The following is a 22316-nucleotide window of genomic DNA, read 5'->3' as shown; positions in this document are numbered from 1 at the left end:
AGAGGGCAGTCTATGAATAGCTCAACTAATGCAGCAAAACGCTGGTGGTACATCATGCCAATCGTGTTTATCACGTATAGCCTGGCGTACCTTGACCGCGCGAACTTCAGCTTCGCCTCCGCCGCAGGTATCAACGAGGACCTCGGCATTACCAAAGGGATCTCTTCCCTGCTGGGCGCGCTGTTTTTCCTCGGCTACTTCTTCTTTCAGATCCCGGGCGCAATTTACGCCGAACGCCGCAGCGTACGAAAACTGATTTTTGTCTGTCTGATCCTCTGGGGTGCCTGTGCGTCGTTAACCGGCATGGTCAGCAATATTCCAATGCTTGCCGCCATCCGCTTTATTCTTGGCGTCGTTGAAGCCGCGGTCATGCCCGCAATGCTGATTTATATCAGTAACTGGTTTACGAAGTCCGAGCGTTCGCGCGCAAACACTTTCCTGATCCTCGGTAACCCGGTTACCGTCCTGTGGATATCCGTGGTTTCCGGGTATCTGATCCAGGCGCTGGGCTGGCGGGAAATGTTCATCATCGAGGGCTTCCCGGCCATCATCTGGGCGTTCTGCTGGTGGGTGCTGGTAAAAGACAAACCGTCTCAGGTCGGTTGGCTGTCAGAATCTGAAAAAGCCGCCCTTCAGGCACAACTGGAAAAAGAGCAGCAAGGCATCAAAGCCGTACGGAACTATAGCGAGGCTTTCCGCTCACGTAACGTCATCCTGCTGTGTATGCAGTATTTCACCTGGAGTATTGGCGTCTATGGTTTTGTCCTGTGGCTGCCGTCGATTATCCGCAACGGCGGTGCAAATCTGGGGATGGTTGAGGTTGGCTGGCTGTCATCCGTACCTTATCTGGCGGCGACGGCGGCGATGATCCTCGTTTCCTGGGCCTCCGATAAACTGCAAAATCGTAAGCTGTTTGTCTGGCCACTGTTACTGATAGCTGCTTTCGCTTTTATCGGCTCCTGGGCCGTGGGCGCAGACCACTTCTGGATTTCTTATACGCTGTTGGTTATTGCGGGTGCGGCAATGTATGCCCCTTATGGTCCTTTCTTTGCCATCATTCCTGAAATGCTGCCGCGTAACGTTGCCGGGGGTGCAATGGCGCTGATTAACAGTATGGGCGCGCTAGGCTCATTCTTTGGTTCATGGTTTGTCGGCTACCTCAATGGCGCTACCGGCAGCCCGTCCGCCTCGTACATTTTTATGGGGGTAGCGCTTTTTGTCTCAGTATGGCTAACTCTCGTTGTTAAGCCTGCTAATAATCAACAGCTACCTATTGGCGCACGCCACGCTTAAATTTTAACTTACGGAGATTCGCATGAAGCCGTCCATTATTCTCTATAAAGCGTTACCTGACGATTTACTGCATCGCCTGGAAGAGCATTTTACTGTGACTCAGGTGCCTAACCTGCGCCCGGAAACGGTCGCACAGCACGCTGAGGCTTTTGCCAATGCGGAAGGTCTGCTGGGCTCCAGTGAAGCCGTCAATACCGCTCTACTGGAGAAAATGCCGAAACTGCGTGCGACCTCCACGATTTCCGTCGGCTATGACAACTTCGACGTCGATGCCCTTAACGCGCGTAAGGTGCTGTTGATGCACACGCCAACCGTACTGACAGAAACCGTCGCCGATACGGTGATGGCGCTGGTGTTAAGTACCGCTCGCCGCGTGGTAGAAGTGGCTGAACGCGTGAAGGTCGGTGAATGGACCAAAAGTATCGGGCCGGACTGGTTCGGTACGGATGTGCACCACAAAACGCTGGGGATTGTCGGAATGGGCCGCATTGGGCTGGCGCTGGCACAACGTGCGCATTTCGGCTTTAGCATGCCGATTCTCTATAATGCGCGCCGTCATCATCAGGAAGCAGAAGAACGCTTCAATGCGCGCTACTGCGACCTTGATACGCTGTTACAAGAATCCGATTTTGTCTGCCTGATCCTGCCGTTAACCGACGAAACGCATCATCTGTTCAGCACCGAACAGTTTGCCAAAATGAAGTCTTCCGCCATTTTCATTAACGCCGGACGTGGGCCGGTGGTCGATGAAAAAGCACTGATTGCCGCCCTGCAAAACGGTGAAATTCATGCCGCTGGCCTGGATGTGTTTGAGCAGGAGCCATTACCGGCTGACTCACCGCTGCTGTCGCTGCCAAACGTGGTTGCTGTGCCGCACATTGGTTCAGCCACGCACGAAACGCGCTATAACATGGCGGCCTGTGCGGTGGATAACTTAATCGATGCGCTGCAAGGACGCGTTGAGAAGAACTGCGTAAACCCGCAGGTCGCACCATAAACAAAAGGCCGGGTAGCGCTTACGCTCACCCGGCCCTTCATATCTTACAGCGGCTTAATTACTGAGCGGCATTCACCGCAGCAGTCCAGGCCTGGTTAAATGCTTGATGTTGAGAAGCCAACGGGCCAATCAGCGTGTTGTACTGACTTGCCTGCTGTGACGTTGGGAACTGGATACCGTTGGCGACAAAGCTCACCTGCGTATCCTGCTGCGCCACAAAATCACCAACCTGCACTAACTGCTGCGTGAAGATTTGCGCTGCAGGGATCAGCGGCTGTAACGCCTCTGCAGGTACAGTAACGACTTTATTGTAAACCTGGTCAAAGACCGGCTTCAGATCTTCGCCCTGCTTCAGCGCGCCATGCGCAGCATCTGCCTGTAGTTTCGCATTCTGCAACTGTTGCCCTAATACACCTAGCGCACCATTTGCCTGACGCAGCGGCTCACGCTGAGTCACATAATCCTGAGGAACACGAATCGCATTTACGCTATCAACCACCGGACGCAGACCGGAGTCCATCGCCTGATTAACCTGCTGCGAATAGCCATACAGAATCGCGTAATCGGACACAAACGGGCCAAACTGTTTTTTCTGATCGGCGGTCAGCGTTGGTAAACGCTCTCCGCTACGCATTGCAGTATTCTGCAGAAAATCGATAAACGCTTTACGTTGATCGCCTTCTTTATCAAAACACCCACTCAGGCCAACTACCATTAAGAGCGCCAAAACAGGCGCAAACCAGCGAGAGCAGGACTTACCTGTCGCCATTTTAATACTCCTTTCACCCAAAAATGCGCACAACGACACCCGCGTGCCTGACGTTAACAAGGATAGTCCAGGTCAGCCCCGCAAGATACCCTTTCCGCATAATCTTGTGGGGGAAAATAACCGTTCCCACCACCGTTCGTTTTGCTAAACAATGCTGCATTTACTACTCGGCGTCATATTTTAGTCATCTTTACAATCGGAATCGATCGTTCGGAGATCCCGACCTTTATCAGTTCGTTAGCCAGCAACAGATTGTCACCTGCGATCTGCTGAAACGAATCCATCTCTCAAACCCCGAATCCGACTTCATTTTTTGCGACTACTCTTAATGAGCTTCGAGAAAATTCACGATCCCGCTGTGTGATTTATAGGAGTTCTCAATGGAATACAAAGATCCTATGTTTGAACTGCTAAGCAGTCTGGAGCAGATTGTTTTTAAAGATGTATCGCAGACGGTCACTCTGACGCAAAAAACCAACCCTTTCACCGAATTTGAACAGTTACGACGAGGGACGGGTTTAAAAACAGATGATTTTGCCCGAGTAATGGGCGTGACAGTCGCGATGGTTCATGAATGGGAGTCTAAACGCGTAAAGCCTTCCACTACCGAATTGAAGTTAATGCGCCTGATCCAGGCAGATCCAAGATTAAGTAAGCAACTGATGGATTGAACTATTTTTCAATTTTGCTTAAGAACGGTCCTGTAACGGGGCCGTTCCCTTACGAAGGTTATCCACAAAAAAGAAAATAGTAGTTGCATCCACATGCGTAAAATGAGTTAATGCCCTCAACGGTTTGACGTACAGACCATTACAGCAGTTAGTAAGGCAAGTCCCTTCAAGAGTTATCGTTGATACCCTTCGTAGTGAGCATTTCCTTTACTGTTAAAAAATCTGTAAAGCACGCCATATCGCCGAAAGGCACACTTATTTTTTAAAAGGTAATACACTATGTCCGGTAAAATGACTGGTATCGTAAAATGGTTCAACGCTGACAAAGGTTTCGGCTTCATCACTCCTGACGATGGCTCTAAAGACGTGTTCGTACACTTCTCTGCTATCCAGAACGATGGCTACAAATCTCTGGACGAAGGTCAGAAAGTTTCCTTCACCATCGAAAGCGGCGCTAAAGGCCCGGCAGCTGGCAACGTAACCAGCCTGTAAGCTTAAAAAGCTCAAGATTCTGAATCCCTGCCAAACGGCGGGGATTTTTTTTATCTGTACTTCTTAAAACGCCTCGCCCACACGCGTCTTTGCATTACTTTACCCGCCGCCCCTTTGACCTTTCCCTAAGGGCAAGCTTTATAGTGAGCCAGTCTGTATTCCACAACGTTCACAAGGAATTGAAGCTATGTCAAAATCCTCATTACTGCTGGTTTTAGGTTTACTCACCACCGGTAGCGCGTTCGCCGCAACCCCTGAAGCCACTTTTTTGGCGGAACACGGGCTCAGCGGAAAATCCGTCGAGCAAATCGTCGAGGCCATTGACCAGTCTCCACAGAGCCGCCCACTGCCCTACTCGGCATCCGTCACCAGCACTGAACTGAAGCTCTCTTCAGGCGATCAGATCTATACCCTGCCGCTCGGTGACAAGTTCTATCTGTCATTTGCCCCTTATGAATGGCAAACACATCCTTGCTTCAACCACAGCCTTTCCGGTTGCCAGGGCGAAATGCCGGAGAAGACATTCAATGTCAAAGTGACGGATAACAAGGGTGATGTAGTGCTACAAAAAGAGATGAAGAGCGGTCGAAATGGCTTCGTCGGGGTTTGGCTACCGCGCAATATGGCAGGCACCATCGCAGTAAGCTACAACGGCAAAAAAGCAGAGTATCCCATTAAGACCATGGAAGACAGCCAGACCTGTCTGACTAAATTACAGCTGCGCTAACAACATAAAAAAATGCCGGATGGCGGCTTCGCCTTATCCGGCCTACGAGATAAACACCAGTAGGCCGGATAAGCATTGCGCCATCCGGCATTTTCTAAGTCAGCTCAGGACCGTTACTGTAGCAGCGAAATATCCGCCACGCGCAGGAACAGTTCGCGCAGTTTTTCGAGCATGGAGAGACGGTTGATACGCAGATCTTTATCTTCTACGTTGACCATCACTTTCTCGAAGAACGCATCAACTGGCTCACGCAGTTCCGCTAACTCAACCAGCGCTTCCTGGTAATGGCCAGCGGCGAAAACTGGCTCCAGCTTATCGCGCAGCACCACAACCTGCATCGCCAGCGCAATTTCTTCCGGCTCTTTCAGCGTTGCCGCATTCACACGGTCATTCAGCGTTTCTTCAGACTTCGCCAGGATGTTCGATACACGTTTGTTCGCGGCAGCCAGCGCGGACGCGGCCTCCAGTGTACGGAAGTGCGAAACCGCCTTCATACGTGCGTCGAAATCAGCCGGACGAGTCGGACGACGCGCCAGCACGGCCTGAATGGTATCGACGGTATAACCTTCGTCCTGATACCAGGCGCGGAAGCGACCAAGCATAAAGTCGATAACGTCATCCACCACGTTGGCGTTGGTCAGCTTGTCGCCATACAGACGAACAGCCTCTTCCGTCAGCGTTTGCAGATCCAGATTCAGGTTCTTCTCAACGATGATACGCAGCACGCCCAGAGCAGCACGACGCAGCGCAAACGGGTCTTTGTCGCCTTTCGGATGCTGACCAATACCGAAGATACCCGCCAGGGTGTCCATCTTGTCAGCAATCGCCACGGCACAAGCCACCGGGTTAGACGGCAGGTCATCACCGGCAAAACGCGGCTGATACTGCTCGTTCAGCGCCACCGCGACATCTTCCGCTTCGCCATCGTGACGCGCGTAGTGCATTCCCATCACGCCCTGGGTGTCGGTGAACTCGAAGACCATGTTGGTCATCAGATCGCACTTGGACAGCAGGCCAGCACGCGTTGCGTGGTTAACGTCAGCGCCAATTTGACCAGCAATCCAGCCCGCCAGCGCCTGGATACGGTCAGTCTTGTCGCGCAGCGTACCCAGTTGCTGTTGGAACAGCACGGTTTGCAGACGCGGCAGATGGTCTTCAAGGCGTTTTTTACGGTCGGTATTGAAGAAGAACTCAGCATCCGCAAGACGCGGACGAACAACCTTCTCGTTACCGGAGATAATCTGGGTCGGATCTTTCGATTCGATGTTGGCAACGAAGATAAAGTTCGGCAGCAATTTGCCGTCGTTCGCATAAACCGGGAAGTACTTCTGGTCACCTTTCATGGTGTGTACCAGCGCTTCAGACGGAACAGCGAGGAATTTCTCTTCGAATTTCGCGGTAAGCACTACCGGCCATTCTACCAGCGAGGTGACTTCTTCCAGCAGGCTTTCGCTCAGGTCAGCGTTACCGCCAATCTTACGCGCCGCTTCTTCAGCATCGGCTTTGATTTTCGCTTTACGCTCAGCGTAATCCGCAATGACTTTGCCTCGCTCACGCAGGATTTCCGGATACTGATCGGCAGAATCGATAGTGAATTCCGGCTCGCCCATAAAGCGGTGTCCACGGATCACACGATCGGACTGAATGCCCAGAATCGTTGCCGGAATAACTTTGTCGCCCAGCAGCAGAGTCACGGTGTGAACCGGACGCACGAAGTGAACGTCAGACGCGCCCCAGCGCATCAGTTTCGGGATCGGCAGCTTCGCCAGCGAAGTGGCAATCATGTTTGGCAGCAGCGTTTCAGCGCTTTCGCCTTTCACATGCGCGCGATACAGCAGCCATTCGCCTTTGTCGGTAGTCAGACGCTCAGCCTGATCAACCGTGATGCCGCAGCCACGTGCCCAACCTTCTGCCGCTTTGCTCGGTTTGCCTTCAGCGTCAAACGCCTGGGCAATGGCCGGACCACGTTTTTCAACTTCACGATCGGGTTGAGATTCCGCCAGATTCGCGACTTTCAGCGCCAGGCGACGCGGTGCAGCAAACCACTCAACGTTGCCGTGCGCGATGCCAGCGTTGTCCAGCTCCGCGGTAAAGTTTGCAGCAAAGGACTCAGCCAGGCTGCGCAGTGCTTTTGGTGGCAGCTCTTCAGTGCCGATTTCCACCAGAAAAGTTTTCTCAGACATGGCCGCCTCTTATTTGTCTTTGTTGCACATCGGGAAGCCAAGGGCTTCACGGGAAGCGTAGTAAGCTTCTGCCACTGCTTTGGTCAGGGTGCGAATGCGCAGGATATAGCGCTGACGCTCGGTGACGGAGATGGCTTTACGCGCATCCAGCAGGTTGAAGCTATGGGCGGCTTTCAGAATACGTTCATACGCAGGCAGCGGCAGCGGATTTTCCAGCGCCAGCAGCTGCTGCGCTTCTTTCTCGTACTGCTCGAAGCAGGTGAACAGGAAGTCCACGTCGGCGTATTCAAAGTTGTAGGTGGATTGCTCCACTTCGTTCTGATGGAACACGTCACCGTAAGTGGTTTTACCCAGCGGGCCGTCGCTCCAGACCAGGTCGTAAACGCTGTCTACGCCCTGAATGTACATGGCCAGACGTTCCAGACCGTAGGTAATTTCCCCGGTTACTGGTTTACATTCCAGACCACCAACCTGCTGGAAGTAGGTGAACTGAGTCACTTCCATGCCGTTCAGCCACACTTCCCAACCCAGACCCCAGGCACCCAGCGTCGGGTTTTCCCAGTTATCTTCCACGAAACGAATATCGTGAATGGTCGGGTCTATACCCAGCTCTTTCAGAGAACCCAGGTACAGCTCCTGAATGTTGTCCGGTGACGGCTTAATCACTACCTGGAACTGATAGTAGTGCTGTAAGCGGTTCGGGTTTTCGCCATAGCGGCCATCGGTCGGACGACGGGAAGGCTGCACATAAGCAGTCGCCATCGGTTCCGGCCCCAGCGCACGCAGGCAGGTCATTGGGTGAGATGTTCCCGCGCCGACTTCCATGTCCAATGGTTGAACAATGGTGCAGCCCTGGCGAGCCCAGTAATCCTGTAAGGTCAGGATCAAGCCCTGGAAGGTCCTGGTATCAAACTTTTGCATATTATTTCGTGCTGGATACGTGTGGATTTAAAGGAAGCGATCAGTATACCCGCTGGCTGCAAGATATACAGTACGAAACGGGAAAAAGGGGGAACTTAGCGCATGGAAAGGTGCAAAAACTGCCCGTCTGCATCAAAAGAACAGACAAAACTCTCTTTACGGAAGGTAGAACCACGCATCTCATAGCTGCCCTGGAATTGCTCCAGGCCGGAGATATCAATTTTCTGCGCGCCAGTGTTGTAGCGTTGCGCCGCCTCATTTTTGCACAATGACTCCATATCCAGCGAACGTGTGGCACTGACCTTAACCTTTTGCGCTTTCTGCGCGGGTGCAGACGGTTGTGTGTCAGCGCACGCTACCAGCAAAAGGGTAGCGATTGTGGGAAAGAAATACTTCATCATCATTTTATTACCGCCTGGTTTGCTGGTCAGTCTTATTATTAGTGTCTGGAAACAGATCCTATTTTGAGAATCTCATCAGACCATCTCAAGCTTTAGCGTAAGAACTCGGATTATTCCAGTGAGCTACGTTCGCAAAATATCGGTCAGACTTTTTTTAATGGACACAGAGGAACTGATGCAGCCCAAAATTTTCTGGATTGATAACCTGCGCGGGATAGCCTGTTTAATGGTCGTGATGATCCACACCACGACCTGGTACATCACCAATGCGCAAAGCGTCAGCCCGTTGAATTGGGATCTGGCTAACGTGCTCAATTCAGCCTCTCGCGTCAGCGTCCCGCTGTTCTTTATGATTTCGGGTTATCTGTTTTTTGGCGAGCGTAGCGCCAAACCGCGCCATTTCCTGCGCATCACGCTCTGCATTCTGTTTTACAGCAGCGTGGCGCTGGCCTATATCCTGCTGTTTACCTCGATCAACGCTGAGCTGTCGCTGAAGAACCTGCTGCAAAAGCCGGTGTTCTATCATCTGTGGTTTTTCTTCGCGATCGCCGTCATCTACCTGGTTTCTCCGCTGATACAGGTGAAAAATATCAGCGGCAAGATGCTGCTGGCGTTGATGGTGGTGATAGGCGTGATTGCCAATCCCAATACCGTCTCGCAAAAAATTGGCGGTTTTGAATGGCTACCCATTAACCTGTACATCAGCGGCGACACCTTCTATTACATCCTGTACGGCATGCTGGGCCGGGCGATTGGCATGATGGATACGCAAAAGCGCGCGCTCAGCTGGCTCTGTGCGGCGTTATTCATTACCGCAGTATTTATTATTTCTCGTGGCACATTGCATGAACTGCGCTGGCGAGGCAATTTTGCCGACACCTGGTACCTCTACTGCGGCCCTGCGGTATTTATTTGCGCCGTCTCACTCCTGACGCTGGTCAAAAATACGCTCAGCACACGTACTCTGCCGCTACTGGGCCTTATTTCTCGCCATTCATTGGGCATTTATGGTTTTCATGCGCTGATCATTCACGCGCTGCGCACCAATGGCATCGAACTCAAGAACTGGCCGCCGCTCGATATGCTGTGGATTTTCAGCGCCACGCTGGCGGGAAGCCTGCTGCTATCCATGCTGCTGCAACGCATCGATACGCGCAGGCTGGTGAGTTAATCCCCCGTATTTTGCAGGCGCAGCAATAAAGCTTGCCCCAGTAAACATACGATGAATGCCATCGGGTAAAGCCCCTTTTCAAGGGGCGATAATGGGGCGTTCCAGACGCCCACCAGCAGCAACCCTACCGTGATGAGTGTGACCATTTGACATACAGAGGTTAAGCGCTCGTCGCTCTGATCGAGATTTTCAGCACGCTGATAAACATATGTCACAAACATTCCCGTCATCAGCACGCCGAAAAAATAGCCTTTGCCACTCAATAACGGGCATGCCCGCCAAAAACCAATAACGTAAATCAGTGCGCCAGAGAGGAATAACATCCATAGCAACAGCCTTGTCGTCTTCATTGGGATCTCCTTATCCATCATGGATACAATATGAATAACCCGCTAAAGACAACACAGAAAAATGGCACTACGCCGGACTTTCAGAATAAATCCATGCGTACTAACTATTTATTGGATTGAAATATACATTTGATAAATCCCCTCTGTTTACCAGAGGGGAACGAGGATCAGGACATCAGCGGTTGCAACTGCTGGTAGATTCGGCGGAAGGTTTCCCGACGTTGTTGGTAAAGCGCGTGGCGCCCGGCGTCAGGATAATGCGCTTGTTCCAGCGTAAGCTGAGGCAGAAGGTCTGATAAAGGCCGCTGCGGATTGATGGCAATTTGCGCCAGTCGCGCCGCACCAAGTGCAGGGCCGACATCACCGCCGGTACGATAATCCAGCTGCAATCCGCTGATGTCAGATAGCATCTGACGCCAGTATTCACTGCGCGCCCCGCCGCCAATCAACGTAATGCTGGCGGGCTGCACGCCGCAGGCATGTACCACGTCCATACCGTCAGCCAGCGCAAACCCCACACCTTCCAGCACCGCCTGCGCCAGTTCTGCCGGACCATGCTGATGCGTCAGACCGAAAAATACGCCCTTGGCCTGCGGATTGTTATGCGGCGTACGTTCACCGGAAAGATAAGGTAAAAACCAGACCGGCTCCGCGAGTTCATCAGCCTGTTGCGCAGCGTCAATCAATGCAGGAACGCTCGCCAGTCCGGTTAATTTTGCCGCCCAGTCCAGACACGATGCCGCACTTAACATCACAGACATCAGATGCCATCGCTCAGGCAAAGCATGGCAAAAACTGTGAACCGCACTTTCCGGTTTGCTAAGGAAACCATCACTCACCGCAAAATAGACACCGGACGTCCCCAGCGAAAGCATCGCCTGACCGGCATTCATCATGCCTACGCCAACCGCCCCCGCCGCGTTATCACCACCTCCGGCAACAACCGCAATCTCCTGCATTCCCCAGGCTTTAGCGACGTCTGGCAACAAGGTTCCGGTAATCTCGCTGCCTTCATAGAGCGCAGGCATATGTGCGCGAGTCAGTTTACAGGCAGTCAGCATGACATCGCTCCAGTCACGCTTCGCGACATCCAGCCACATTGTCCCTGCCGCATCAGACATATCGCTGGCAAAATCACCGGTCATGCGCAAACGCAGGTAATCTTTCGGCAGCAGGACTTTATCAATCTGGTTGAAAATCTCCGGCTCGTGGCGTTGCACCCACAGCAGTTTTGGCGCGGTAAAGCCAGGCATCATCAGGTTGCCGGTGATCGCACGAGACTGCGGAACCTGATTCTCCAGCATCACGCACTCTTCACCACAGCGACCATCGTTCCACAGAATAGCCGGACGCAATACCTTCTGTTGCTCATCCAGTAGCGTCGCGCCGTGCATCTGTCCGGCAATCCCCAACGCTTTCACCTCGCGAAGCGAATGCTGCTGGCCCAATGCTTTCACAGCCCGATCCGTTGCCGACCACCACTGCTCAGGGTCTTGTTCAGACCATAACGGATGCGGGCGCGAGACGGTGAGTTTCTCCGTGTGCGAAGCGACCACATCCCCCTGCTCGTTGAGCAGGATGGCCTTTACGCCTGATGTGCCAAGATCTATCCCGATATACATAAGGCATCGTTCCTTAAAGAAAGGCCCGGTAGCGCGAGCTGACCGGGCTTACGGACGTTCTCAGAAACTCGTTATTTGTCGAACAAATAATGGTTCACCAGATTTTCCAGCAATTCCTGATGACCGCTCTGGTGCACCGGCGCCAGGTTATGTTGTTCAGCGTACTGCGCAATTTCCGTCAGCGTCATCTGCCCTTTCAGAATTTGCTGGCCCAGCTCACCATTCCAACCGGCATAACGTTTTGCCACGCGCTGATCCAGACCACCGTCTTCAATCATACGGGCCGCAATTTTCAACGACAGTGCCATGGTATCCATCGCGCCAATATGACCATAGAACAGATCATATTTATCGGTACTCTGACGACGTACTTTGGCATCGAAGTTCAGGCCACCGGTGGTGAAGCCGCCCGCCTTCAGGATTTCGTACATCACCAGCGCGTTCTCTTCTACGCTGTTCGGGAACTGATCAGTGTCCCAGCCCAGTTGCGCGTCACCACGGTTGGCATCAACAGAGCCAAACAGACCCAGCGCGATAGCGGTGGCGATTTCGTGATGGAACGAGTGGCCCGCCAGCGTGGCATGGTTAGCTTCGATATTCAGTTTGATCTCTTTTTCCAGACCGAACTGCTTGAGGAAGCCGTAGACGGTCGCCGCATCGTAGTCGTACTGGTGCTTGGTCGGTTCCTGCGGTTTCGGCTCGATAAGCAAAGTGCCCTGGAAACCGGTTTTGTGTTTGTGTTCCACCACCAGTTGCATGAAGCGACCAATTTGCTCACGTTCCTGACGCAGATCGGTATTCAGCAGCGTCTCATAGCCTTCACGACCACCCCACAGAACGTAGTTTTCACCGCCTAACTTGTGCGTGGCATCCATGGCCGTAACCACCTGCGTGGCGGCCCAGCTGAATACTTCCGGATCAGGGTTCGTGGCCGCACCCGCGCCGTAGCGTGGGTTGGTAAAGCAGTTTGCTGTTCCCCACAGCAGCTTCACGCCGCTCTGTTCCTGTTTTTCCGCCAGCACATCAACCATCTGCGCAAAGTTGTTTTTGTACTCTTTCAGTGAAGCCCCTTCAGGCGAGACATCCACATCATGGAAGCAGTAGTAAGGCACGTTCAGCTTGTGGAAGAACTCAAATGCCACGTCCGCCTTGCGTTTCGCCAGCGCCAGTGCTTCACCAGGCTGCTGCCACGGACGATCGAAAGCCCCCATACCGAACATATCCGCACCGTTCCAGCAGAAGGTATGCCAGTAGCAGGCAGCAAAACGCAGATGATCTTCCATACGTTTGCCCAACACGATTTCGTCAGGATTGTAATGGCGAAATGCGAGCGGGTTAGTGGATTGAGTACCTTCAAAACGAACACGATCGAGTTGGTCAAAATAAGCCGGCATAATAAGCTCCATAATCAGGTAATACGGTAAGTAAACTGCGATATGGCTATACTGGAATTTCCTGATTTATTGCTCAATTACGTTATTTCACACCGCTATTAAGAGAATACCCAAACGTGCGCTGGCTCCCAAAAAAACGCGCTGAAAAACGAAATAAAAAAGCGATCGCGATCGAAGGTTAGCCATTAAACAAAAAACCGTAATGCGCAGATGAAAAATGACAATTGTCATCCCGCTGACAGTATGTAAATTTTGCCTGGCCTCAGGCAATCAGGAAATTTGTCACGCTTCATCAAGCAGTCGTACCGGCGGTTTTGCTAGTATCGACAGGCCCACGTTAACCTTTCCAGGACAGGTTCTTATGTTTGATAAACGTCACCGCATCACTCTGTTATTCAATGCCAATAAAGCCTATGACCGTCAGGTGGTAGAAGGAGTGGGTGAATATTTACAGGCATCGCAATCCGAGTGGGATATATTCATTGAGGAAGATTTCCGCGCCCGTATCGATAATATTAAAGACTGGTTAGGCGATGGCGTTATTGCCGATTATGACGATGATGACATTGCGCAATTACTTGCCGATGTCGATGTTCCGATCATCGGCGTTGGGGGTTCCTACCATCGGGAGCAAGATTACCCCCCGGTACATTACATTGCTACCGACAACCACGCGCTGGTAGAAAGCGCTTTTCTGCATCTGAAAGAGAAAGGGGTTAACCGTTTTGCGTTTTACGGCCTGCCTTCCTCAAGCGGTAAACGCTGGGCCGCAGAACGTGAATATGCCTTTTGCCAGTTGGTGGCTAAAGAAAAGTACCGCGGCGTCGTCTACCAGGGGCTGGAAACTGCGCCGGAAAACTGGCAGCACGCGCAAAATCGTCTGGCAGACTGGCTCCAAACGTTGCCGCCGCAAACCGGCATTATCGCGGTCACCGACGCGCGGGCACGACACGTCCTGCAAGTCTGCGAGCACCTACATATTCCGGTACCGGAAAAGCTATGCGTGATAGGAATAGATAACGAAGAACTGACCCGTTACTTATCACGGGTAGCGCTGTCATCCGTGGCTCAGGGAGCCCGGCAGATGGGCTACCAGGCCGCAAAACTCCTGCACCGCTTGCTGGCGAATGAGGCGCTGCCGCTGCAACGCATTCTGGTTCCTCCGGTGCGCGTGGTTGAGCGGCGCTCAACCGATTACCGCTCCTTGACCGATCCTGCCGTTATTCAGGCGATGCACTTTATCCGCAATCATGCCTGCAAAGGGATTAAGGTTGAGCAAGTTCTTGATTCAGTAGGGATTTCACGTTCAAATCTGGAGAAGCGTTTTAAAGAAGAGGTCGGAGAGACTATCCACGCCGTGATTCATGCCGAAAAGCTGGAAAAAGCGCGCAGTCTGTTGATTTCTACCACGCTTTCAATCAACGAAATTTCACAGATGTGTGGCTATCCGTCTCTGCAGTATTTCTATTCGGTCTTCAAGAAAGAGTACGACACGACGCCAAAAGAGTATCGCGATGTGAACAGCGAAGTGTTGCTGTGAGGATTATTGCCGGATACGGCGAAGCCGCCATCCGGCACACAGAATTACATATGCGCGGCGATTAAACGCTGGTTATCCTGATACATTGCGAACAGATAGTTGTTGTAGCTCTGTCCTTTAGTGGAATAACCCTTCAGCTTATGGATCATCGCGGTAGCGGTGACTTCCTGATCGGCTTTACGCAGCTGCGCACGTGATTTACGGAAAGAAGAGTAAGCCGGGTGCGTGTTCAGGTTGATGACGTAAGCATTCACCGACTCTTTCACCGATTCAAACTGTGAGTAGCCTTTCACCTTACCTGGGGCATTGTTACAACGACCTTTGCCACATTTCATGCCAAACAGGTTGTTATTGCTACGCGCCAGCTTCGACGTACCCCAGCCGCTTTCGGCCGCAGCCATGGTTGCCACCATACTGGTCGGGATAATGTCTACGCGCTCAAGCAGCGTATTCCACGGAATTTTACGCGTGTTGCCAGACCAGCTCACCTTGTAGCGCTTCGCGATGTCTTTCATACGCGTACGCTCAGTCGGTGACCAGCGGTTCTGGTACTGTTTTGAAATCAGCCAGTTACGGTCCGCAGTAATGGCAGCATTTTGACTGGTAATATAAGGCATAACCGTCCGGAGAAACGCTTTTTTCCTTGGTGTTCCGGAAGGGTATTTTCGCAAATCAGGAAGTGAACTACTCTTTGCACTATTGCGAGAATACTCTTGTTTACTGCTAACCTGTTTATTACTTGCCTTGGTTATCTGGGGCTTGTGACTCGTTGTCGCCGTGTGTGTCTTTGCCAGCACCTCACCCGAAAATGCAACGGTGAGTAACATAAGAATCATTGCCCCATATCGTCGAATGGGAGTCAATATCATTAGGTCTCCTGGTCGGATTTATACATTCCAACACCTTATATTTTTCACAAAAATGAGAGATGAATCTCAAATCATATCAAAAATAGCCGTCAAGAGCACCCAAAGGAATAGTCCAATTCTGAAACTATGTCACGCATTAACGGTTCAGGGTGCCATTAATTCGAAGAAAATGTGGAGGTTATCGCAAAACAAGTTCATTTTTTGAACGCGATCGCTCACCCTCACTTCTCCTCCTGGCGGAATCGACTCAAAGGATGAGTTTCCAGCCTGATTTCACTGGCAAACTGGCGAAAACAGCAGCACCAAGGACAGCATTATGAAACTTGCCGCCGTTGCGCTGGCGCTCATGCCCGGCATTGCCATCGCCTCATCATGGACTTCTCAGGGACTCCCCAACTTCGAAGCGGAAGGTACGGGTAAATTCGTCAGCCATGCAGCGTTGACGAAGGGTACTCGTCCTTTAATCCTAAATTTTGACCAACAGTGCTGGCAGCCTGCTGATGCGATAAAACTCAACCAGATGCTATCGCTAAAACCGTGTGAAGGCGCGCCGCCGCAGTGGCGTTTATTCAAAGACGGCGATTACACGCTGGAAGTCGATACTCGCTCCGGAACGCCAACGTTGATGCTCTCGGTAAAAAGCGCCGCAGACCCTGTCACGACCCAGATTCGCCAGTGCCCGAAATGGGATGGTTCGCCGTTAACACTGGATGTGAGCCAGACCTTTCCGGAAGGTGCCGTGGTGCGCGATTACTACAGCAAACAAACGGCAACGGTAAAGAATGGGTCGATTACCCTACAGCCTGCCGCAGCCAGTAACGGGCTGTTGCTGCTGGAACGGGCGGAAACCGATGCCCCGGCTGCTTTCGACTGGCATAACGCTACGGTGTATTTCGTTCTGACGGATCGCTTTGTAAATGGTGACCCAGGCAACGACCACAGCTACGGACGTCGCAACGACGGCATGCAGGAAATTGGCACTTTCCACGGTGGCGATTTGCGCGGACTCACCAGTAAACTCGACTACCTGCAACAGTTGGGCGTCAACGCCTTGTGGATCAGCGCACCGTTTGAGCAAATTCACGGTTGGGTCGGCGGTGGCACCAAAGGCGATTTCCCCCACTACGCTTATCACGGCTATTACACTCAGGACTGGACCACGCTCGATGCGAATATGGGTAATGAAGCTGACCTGCGTGCCCTGGTTGAGGGTGCGCACCAGCGCGGCATTCGTATCCTGTTCGATGTCGTCATGAATCATACCGGCTACGCCACGCTGGCGGATATGCAGGAGTATCAGTTTGGAGCGCTGTACTTGTCGGGCGATGAACTGAAAAACACGCTCGGTGAACGCTGGACGGACTGGAAGCCAGCCGCCGGGCAAAGCTGGCACAGCTTTAATGATTACATCAACTTCAGCGATAAAACAGGTTGGGAAAAATGGTGGGGGAAAAACTGGATCCGTACCGATATTGGCGATTACGACAATCCTGGCTTTGACGACCTGACCATGTCACTGGCCTTCCTGCCCGATCTGAAAACCGAATCCACCACACCTTCCGGGCTGCCAAACTTTTATCAGCACAAACCAGATACGCACGCTAAAGCTATTGCCGGTTACACGCCCCGCGATTATCTGACGCACTGGCTCAGCCAGTGGGTGCGTGATTACGGGATTGACGGATTTCGGGTTGATACCGCCAAACACGTCGAGCTTCCCGCCTGGCAGCAATTAAAAACACAGGCCAGCGCAGCGCTGGCTGAATGGAAGAAAACCAACCCGGATAAAGCGCTGGATGATAAACCTTTCTGGATGACCGGCGAGGCCTGGGGTCACGGCGTGATGCAAAGCGACTATTACCGACACGGCTTTGATGCGATGATCAATTTCGACTATCAGGAGCAGGCGGCAAAGGCCGTCGATTGTCTGGCAAATATGGATGTCACCTGGCAACAAATGGCTGAAAAACTGCAGGATTTCAACGTCCTGAGCTATCTCTCCTCACACGATACGCGTCTGTTTCGCGAAGGTGGAGACAAAGCCGCCGAGCTATTGCTGCTGGCGCCTGGCGCGGTACAACTCTTTTACGGCGACGAGTCGGCCCGACCCTTTGGACCAACAGGCTCAGACCCATTGCAGGGCACGCGCTCAGAAATGAACTGGCAGGATGTGAGCGGGAAATCTGCCACCAGCGTCGCACACTGGCAGCGCATCAGTCAGTTCCGAGCCAGACATCCCGCCATCGGCGCCGGTAAACAGACTACGCTTACCCTGAAGCAGGGATACGGATTTATCCGCGAGCATGACGACGATAAGGTGATGGTGGTGTGGGCCGGCCAGCCCTGATCCCAACAGGCTTCCCGCTGTGCATACGGCGGGAAACCCAACACAAAATAAAAAACCAGCCAGGCAAACATCTGCAGCACAAAACATCAATCCGGTCCGTTTCTCCTGATTTGCACCCTGCCATGGGTAGCGCTATGGTTAGCCACTTTACTACTCAGTTCGACAGACCCCCTGCTATGACATTCTCACTTTTTGGCGACAAATTTACCCGCCATTCAGGCATCACCCGCCTGATGGAGGACCTCAACGACGGTTTACGCACCCCAGGCGCCATCATGCTCGGCGGTGGTAATCCGGCGCAAATTCCAGAGATGCAAAATTACTTCCAGTCTCTGCTGACAGATATGCTGGCAAACGGCAAAGCCACTGATGCGCTTTGCAATTATGACGGTCCGCAAGGGAAAACCGAGCTCCTGTCTGAGCTGGCGAAACTGCTACGTGAGAAGCAGGGTTGGGATATCGAGCCACAAAATATTGCACTGACAAATGGCAGTCAGAGCGCGTTTTTCTACTTATTCAATCTGTTCGCCGGACGCCGCGCTGACGGAACAACGCAAAAAGTGTTATTCCCATTAGCCCCGGAATACATTGGCTATGCCGATTCCGGGCTAGAAGAAGATCTTTTCGTCTCCGCGCGTCCGAACATCGAACTGTTACCGGAAGGCCAGTTTAAGTATCACGTTGATTTTGAACACCTGCACATCGGTGAAGAGACGGGGATGATCTGCGTGTCACGCCCGACTAACCCGACAGGCAACGTGATCACAGACGACGAGCTGATGAAGCTGGACCGGCTGGCCAACCAGCATGGGATCCCGCTGGTGATTGATAACGCCTATGGCGTACCATTCCCTGGCATCATCTTTAGCGAAGCGCGTCCGCTGTGGAACCCCAACATTGTGCTGTGCATGAGCCTTTCCAAGCTGGGCCTGCCAGGTTCCCGCTGCGGCATCATTATCGCCAATGAAAAAATCATCACTGCGATTACCAATATGAACGGCATCATCAGCCTTGCTCCTGGCGGGATGGGACCGGCGATGATGTGCGAGATGATTAAACGTAACGATCTACTGCGCCTGTCCGAAACGGTAATTAAACCGTTTTACTATCAGCGCGTTCAGGAGACGATTGCGATTATTCGCCGCTACTTGTCAGAAGATCGCTGCCTTATCCATAAACCAGAGGGCGCGATTTTTCTTTGGCTGTGGTTCAAAGATTTGCCCATTACTACTGAACTGCTGTATCAGCGCCTGAAAGCGCGCGGCGTACTGATGGTTCCCGGTGACTACTTCTTCCCGGGGCTGGATAAACCCTGGCCACATACCCATCAGTGCATGCGGATGAACTACGTGCCAGAACCAGAGAAAATCGAAGCTGGCGTGAAGATTCTGGCTGAAGAGATCGAACGCGCCTGGCTGGAAGGCTAACGCAAACCCGACCCAAGTGCGGGTCGGGCTCACTTCACAGCGGTTGTGAACGCAGACGCTGTCGCTGAATACTGACGGCATCAATACACTGCAACGCGCTGGTCGGGCAGGCTTCTACACACGCAGGCCCCGTCTCACGATGCCAGCACAAATCGCATTTTATCGCCTGCACCCGCGACGAACGGGCAACGACATTCATTGCCCCAAACGGGCAGGCCAGCATACAGCTTTTACAACCAATACAACGTGTCTGTTCAACGAAGATATGCCCATGTTCACGACGAATGGCGTAAGTTGGACAAACATTCGCACAGGGAGCGTCTTCGCATTGATGGCAGGCGACCGCCGTTGTAAAGGCGTCATCTTTGATTACCCGAATCCGCGGTATAAACGCAGAAGAAGAGACCGACGCACAGTCCTGGTTTTGCTGGTGCGCGACGACGCAGGCAACTTCGCAGGTACGACACCCAATACATTTTGCCGCATCCGCCATAATAAACCCGTTCATTGCCTTCTCCGTCGCCGTTAAAAACCACAGAGTGCCAGAGAGGCTATCCCTGTCGCTTTGATCGGACAGGGGAAACGGTTAAATAGTGTCAGGTGCCTGAATAACTATGGATCTCTGCCTAATCGCGAACGGTAAAACCCAGCTCATTTGAAATCGCCTGCGCGGTTTCCCGTAGTGGCTTGAGTAGATTTTTTTCCCCTATCTGCTTAAGTCGCGAGGTAGAGAGTGAAATTGACACCGCGTACGGCACCCGACCATGAATATCAAACACCGGCACGGCAATACAGGAAACGCCCAGTTCGTTCTCTTCCCGATCCATCGCCATACTGCTTTCGCGGATCTGCGCCAATTCGTCGTACATCGCCGGTAAACCGGTAATGGTATTGCGGGTCAGGGGCTGAATAAGATCCTGATGGCTCTCCCAGTAGGCTTCCACATAATCCGCATGCCCAAACGCCATGTAAATTTTACCCATCGCCGAGCAATACAGCGGCATATGTTGGCCGATATAAGCGCGGGTACGCAGCATGCCCGTCGTCGGTTCCAGCTTATAAATCAGAATCGCGTGGTCATCTTCACGGCTTGAGAAGTTGATGGTTTCACCGGTGGCGATATTCAGCGCTTCGAGGTGCGGCGCAGCAACATGGATGATGTTCAGTGACGACAACGCCTTCTGACCCACGGCAATAAATTTGGTGGTCAGGCGATAACTCCCTGCCGCTGGCGCGGGGGTGACATACCCACAGGATTGCAGCCCTTGCAGGAGTCGATGCACAGTACTTTTGTTCAGCCCTGCCAGTTCAGACAAATGCGCCAACGGGCACCCATTCGGATAGTTACTCAGAATCTCAATCAACATCAAACCACGGAACAGGCTCTGACTTCCGGCTGGCCTCTCTTTGTCTTGCGTCATTTCACTCTCTTTTGTGCCCATCGCTTCCGCTCCCCTTTTCGTCGCGCTCTGATGGTAGCGCAAAGTGTGTTTCAGTTCACGATCTGAACCGAAAAAACACAACTATTTGATTTTGATGATTTTAAAAAATAGACCACCCCGTTGATCTGTCAAAATTTGATCGCTATATTTGAAATCAGATTTCGCATAGTGAAATTTAGAGATAAAAAAGCAATCAAATTTAAACAAGGAAACAGGAATGAAAGTCACTTTTGAGCAGTTGAAAGATGCGTTCAATCGGGTACTGCTGGCACGCGGTATCGCCGTTGAAACCGCCGATGCCTGTGCCGAAATGTTTGCGCGCACCACCGAGTCCGGCGTGTATTCACACGGCGTGAATCGTTTTCCTCGTTTTATTCAGCAATTAGATAACGGCGACATCATTCCTGAGGCCAAACCGCAACGCATTACTAGCCTGGGAGCGATTGAACAATGGGATGCCCAGCGTTCGATCGGAAATCTGACGGCGAAAAAGATGATGGACAGAGCCATTGAGCTGGCCTCCGATCACGGTATTGGCCTGGTCGCACTGCGTAACGCCAACCACTGGATGCGCGGCGGCAGCTATGGCTGGCAGGCGGCGGAGAAAGGTTACATCGGTATCTGCTGGACTAACTCGATTGCCGTCATGCCGCCGTGGGGTTCGAAAGAGTGCCGCATTGGTACTAACCCGTTGATCGTCGCGATCCCCTCATCGCCAATCACCATGGTTGATATGTCGATGTCGATGTTCTCCTACGGCATGCTGGAAGTGAATCGCTTGGCCGGTCGCGAACTGCCGGTAGATGGTGGCTTTGATGATGAAGGCAATCTCACTAAAGAGCCGGGCGTTATCGAAAAAAACCGCCGCATTTTACCAATGGGTTACTGGAAAGGTTCAGGTCTGTCGATTGTGCTGGATATGATCGCCACCCTGCTTTCAGACGGTTCTTCCGTGGCCGAGGTCACCCAGGACAACAGCGATGAATATGGCGTTTCACAGATTTTTATCGCCATTGAAGTGGATAAGCTTATCGACGGCGCCACCCGCGACGCCAAACTGCAGCGCATTATGGATTTCATCACCTCCGCCGAACGCGCCGATGAAAACACACCTGTCCGCCTGCCGGGCCACGAGTTTACAAAGCTGCTGGAAGAAAACCGCCGCAACGGTATCACCGTTGATGACAGCGTCTGGGCCAAAATTCAGGCCCTGTAAGGAGCAACACCATGATCTTCGGACATATTGCTCAGCCTAACCCATGTCGTTTACCCGCGGCGATTGAAAGGGCACTCGACTTTCTGCGCAGCACAGATTTCCGCAATCTGGAACCGGGTGTGGTAGAAATCGACGGTAAAAATATCTTCGCGCAGGTTATCGATTTAACCACGCGTGACGTTGCCGAAAATCGCCCGGAGGTGCATCGCCGCTACCTGGATATTCAATTTCTGGCCTGGGGCGAAGAGAAAATCGGGATCGCGATTGATACCGGGAATAACCAAATCAGCGAATCATTATTAGAACAGCGCGATATTATTTTTTATCACGCCAGCGAACATGAATCTTTCATTGAAATGATTCCGGGAAGTTATGCCATATTTTTCCCGCAGGATGTTCATCGCCCTGCATGTCATAAAACTGTCGCCACGCCGATCCGCAAAATAGTCGTGAAGGTTGCTATTTCAGTTTTATAAAAAGGAGC

At 52.3% G+C, this 22316-nt stretch carries 21 protein-coding genes; 11 read left to right on the top strand and 10 right to left on the bottom strand.

From position 1 onward, the window contains the following. The first annotated feature begins 12 nt into the window (after window positions 1–12). Window positions 13–1293, top strand: coding sequence for an MFS transporter (locus OGV85_RS11495; RefSeq protein ID WP_061547445.1), 1281 nt, complete (start codon window positions 13–15; stop codon window positions 1291–1293). A gap of 22 nt (window positions 1294–1315) precedes the next feature. Continuing rightward, on the top strand, window positions 1316–2290 hold the full coding sequence (gene ghrB / locus OGV85_RS11490; protein ID WP_032950490.1) for a glyoxylate/hydroxypyruvate reductase GhrB: 975 nt from the start codon (window positions 1316–1318) through the stop codon (window positions 2288–2290). Window positions 2291–2348: 58 nt separating this feature from the next. Here the strand turns inward: ghrB and OGV85_RS11485 are convergent, their stop codons facing one another. Further along, on the bottom strand, window positions 2349–3059 hold the full coding sequence (locus tag OGV85_RS11485) for a DUF3053 domain-containing protein (RefSeq protein ID WP_003837709.1): 711 nt from the start codon (window positions 3057–3059) through the stop codon (window positions 2349–2351). Between the two features lie 380 nt (window positions 3060–3439). Here OGV85_RS11485 and OGV85_RS11480 point away from each other — a divergent pair, with 380 nt between their 5' ends. From OGV85_RS11480 to cueP, 3 genes are all read left to right on the top strand, one after another. Further along, a complete protein-coding gene (locus OGV85_RS11480) occupies window positions 3440–3730 on the top strand; it encodes an HTH-type transcriptional regulator (RefSeq protein ID WP_003024273.1) in 291 nt (96 codons plus the stop codon). A 279-nt stretch (window positions 3731–4009) separates the two neighbouring features. Continuing rightward, window positions 4010–4222: a transcription antiterminator/RNA stability regulator CspE gene (gene cspE / locus OGV85_RS11475; protein WP_000014594.1), complete on the top strand. Its 213-nt coding sequence runs from the start codon at window positions 4010–4012 to the stop codon at window positions 4220–4222. A 187-nt stretch (window positions 4223–4409) separates the two neighbouring features. Then, the gene (cueP, locus tag OGV85_RS11470) at window positions 4410–4949 is read left to right on the top strand and encodes a copper-binding periplasmic metallochaperone CueP (protein ID WP_003024269.1); all 540 of its coding nucleotides are present in this window, start codon (window positions 4410–4412) and stop codon (window positions 4947–4949) included. Window positions 4950–5062: 113 nt separating this feature from the next. Here the strand turns inward: cueP and glyS are convergent, their stop codons facing one another. The 3 genes from glyS to OGV85_RS11455 form a co-directional block, all read right to left on the bottom strand. Next, complete coding sequence (gene glyS, locus OGV85_RS11465) at window positions 5063–7132, bottom strand: glycine--tRNA ligase subunit beta (RefSeq protein ID WP_003837705.1); 2070 nt, start codon at window positions 7130–7132, stop codon at window positions 5063–5065. Between the two features lie 9 nt (window positions 7133–7141). Then, the gene (glyQ, locus tag OGV85_RS11460; RefSeq protein WP_286553571.1) at window positions 7142–8053 is read right to left on the bottom strand and encodes a glycine--tRNA ligase subunit alpha; all 912 of its coding nucleotides are present in this window, start codon (window positions 8051–8053) and stop codon (window positions 7142–7144) included. 95 nt (window positions 8054–8148) lie between these two features. Beyond that, window positions 8149–8457, bottom strand: a complete 309-nt coding sequence (locus OGV85_RS11455; protein WP_003024259.1) for a YsaB family lipoprotein — start codon at window positions 8455–8457, stop codon at window positions 8149–8151. 172 nt (window positions 8458–8629) lie between these two features. On the opposite strand from OGV85_RS11455, the gene OGV85_RS11450 reads away from it, so the two are divergent. After that, entirely contained in the window at window positions 8630–9625 is a 996-nt protein-coding gene (locus OGV85_RS11450; RefSeq protein WP_048218932.1) for an acyltransferase, read from the top strand. Here OGV85_RS11450 and yiaB read toward each other — a convergent pair. The 3 genes from yiaB to xylA all read right to left on the bottom strand — a co-directional run bounded on the left by yiaB (window position 9622) and on the right by xylA (window position 12991). Beyond that, window positions 9622–9975, bottom strand: coding sequence for an inner membrane protein YiaB (yiaB, locus tag OGV85_RS11445; protein ID WP_054528877.1), 354 nt, complete (start codon window positions 9973–9975; stop codon window positions 9622–9624). The genes OGV85_RS11450 and yiaB overlap by 4 nt on opposite strands. 167 nt (window positions 9976–10142) lie before the next feature. Beyond that, window positions 10143–11597 carry a xylulokinase gene (gene xylB, locus OGV85_RS11440; protein ID WP_049014516.1) on the bottom strand — a complete coding sequence of 485 codons (1455 nt, stop codon included), beginning with the start codon at window positions 11595–11597 and terminating at the stop codon, window positions 10143–10145. Between the two features lie 71 nt (window positions 11598–11668). Further along, complete coding sequence (xylA, locus tag OGV85_RS11435) at window positions 11669–12991, bottom strand: xylose isomerase (protein ID WP_061547444.1); 1323 nt, start codon at window positions 12989–12991, stop codon at window positions 11669–11671. A gap of 361 nt (window positions 12992–13352) precedes the next feature. Between xylA and xylR the strand changes: the two genes are divergently transcribed. Beyond that, window positions 13353–14531, top strand: a complete 1179-nt coding sequence (gene xylR / locus OGV85_RS11430; RefSeq protein WP_003024250.1) for a D-xylose utilization transcriptional activator XylR — start codon at window positions 13353–13355, stop codon at window positions 14529–14531. 44 nt (window positions 14532–14575) lie between these two features. Here xylR and OGV85_RS11425 read toward each other — a convergent pair whose 3' ends face one another. After that, on the bottom strand, window positions 14576–15400 hold the full coding sequence (locus OGV85_RS11425) for a protein bax (RefSeq protein WP_003024247.1): 825 nt from the start codon (window positions 15398–15400) through the stop codon (window positions 14576–14578). Window positions 15401–15716: 316 nt separating this feature from the next. Between OGV85_RS11425 and malS the strand changes: the two genes are divergently transcribed. Both malS and avtA read left to right on the top strand, forming a co-directional pair. Then, the gene (malS, locus tag OGV85_RS11420; RefSeq protein WP_061547443.1) at window positions 15717–17747 is read left to right on the top strand and encodes an alpha-amylase; all 2031 of its coding nucleotides are present in this window, start codon (window positions 15717–15719) and stop codon (window positions 17745–17747) included. 176 nt (window positions 17748–17923) lie between these two features. Further along, window positions 17924–19174, top strand: a complete 1251-nt coding sequence (avtA, locus tag OGV85_RS11415; RefSeq protein WP_003837697.1) for a valine--pyruvate transaminase — start codon at window positions 17924–17926, stop codon at window positions 19172–19174. A gap of 34 nt (window positions 19175–19208) precedes the next feature. Here avtA and OGV85_RS11410 read toward each other — a convergent pair whose 3' ends face one another. Together OGV85_RS11410 and yiaJ are read right to left on the bottom strand one after the other, a co-directional pair. Continuing rightward, on the bottom strand, window positions 19209–19682 hold the full coding sequence (locus OGV85_RS11410) for a 4Fe-4S dicluster domain-containing protein (protein WP_061547442.1): 474 nt from the start codon (window positions 19680–19682) through the stop codon (window positions 19209–19211). A 118-nt stretch (window positions 19683–19800) separates the two neighbouring features. After that, on the bottom strand, window positions 19801–20616 hold the full coding sequence (gene yiaJ / locus OGV85_RS11405; RefSeq protein WP_003024237.1) for an IclR family transcriptional regulator YiaJ: 816 nt from the start codon (window positions 20614–20616) through the stop codon (window positions 19801–19803). 217 nt (window positions 20617–20833) lie between these two features. On the opposite strand from yiaJ, the gene yiaK reads away from it, so the two are divergent. Together yiaK and OGV85_RS11395 are read left to right on the top strand one after the other, a co-directional pair. Continuing rightward, a complete protein-coding gene (gene yiaK / locus OGV85_RS11400) occupies window positions 20834–21832 on the top strand; it encodes a 3-dehydro-L-gulonate 2-dehydrogenase (RefSeq protein ID WP_003024235.1) in 999 nt (332 codons plus the stop codon). 11 nt (window positions 21833–21843) lie between these two features. Then, window positions 21844–22308, top strand: a complete 465-nt coding sequence (locus OGV85_RS11395) for a YhcH/YjgK/YiaL family protein (protein WP_003024232.1) — start codon at window positions 21844–21846, stop codon at window positions 22306–22308. The last annotated feature ends 8 nt before the right edge of the window (window positions 22309–22316 follow it).

Source organism: Citrobacter sp. Cf132, from assembly GCF_030333885.1.
In the GTDB taxonomy this organism is placed as follows: domain Bacteria; phylum Pseudomonadota; class Gammaproteobacteria; order Enterobacterales; family Enterobacteriaceae; genus Citrobacter; species Citrobacter freundii.
This window is presented reverse-complemented; position numbering and strand designations above follow the sequence as displayed.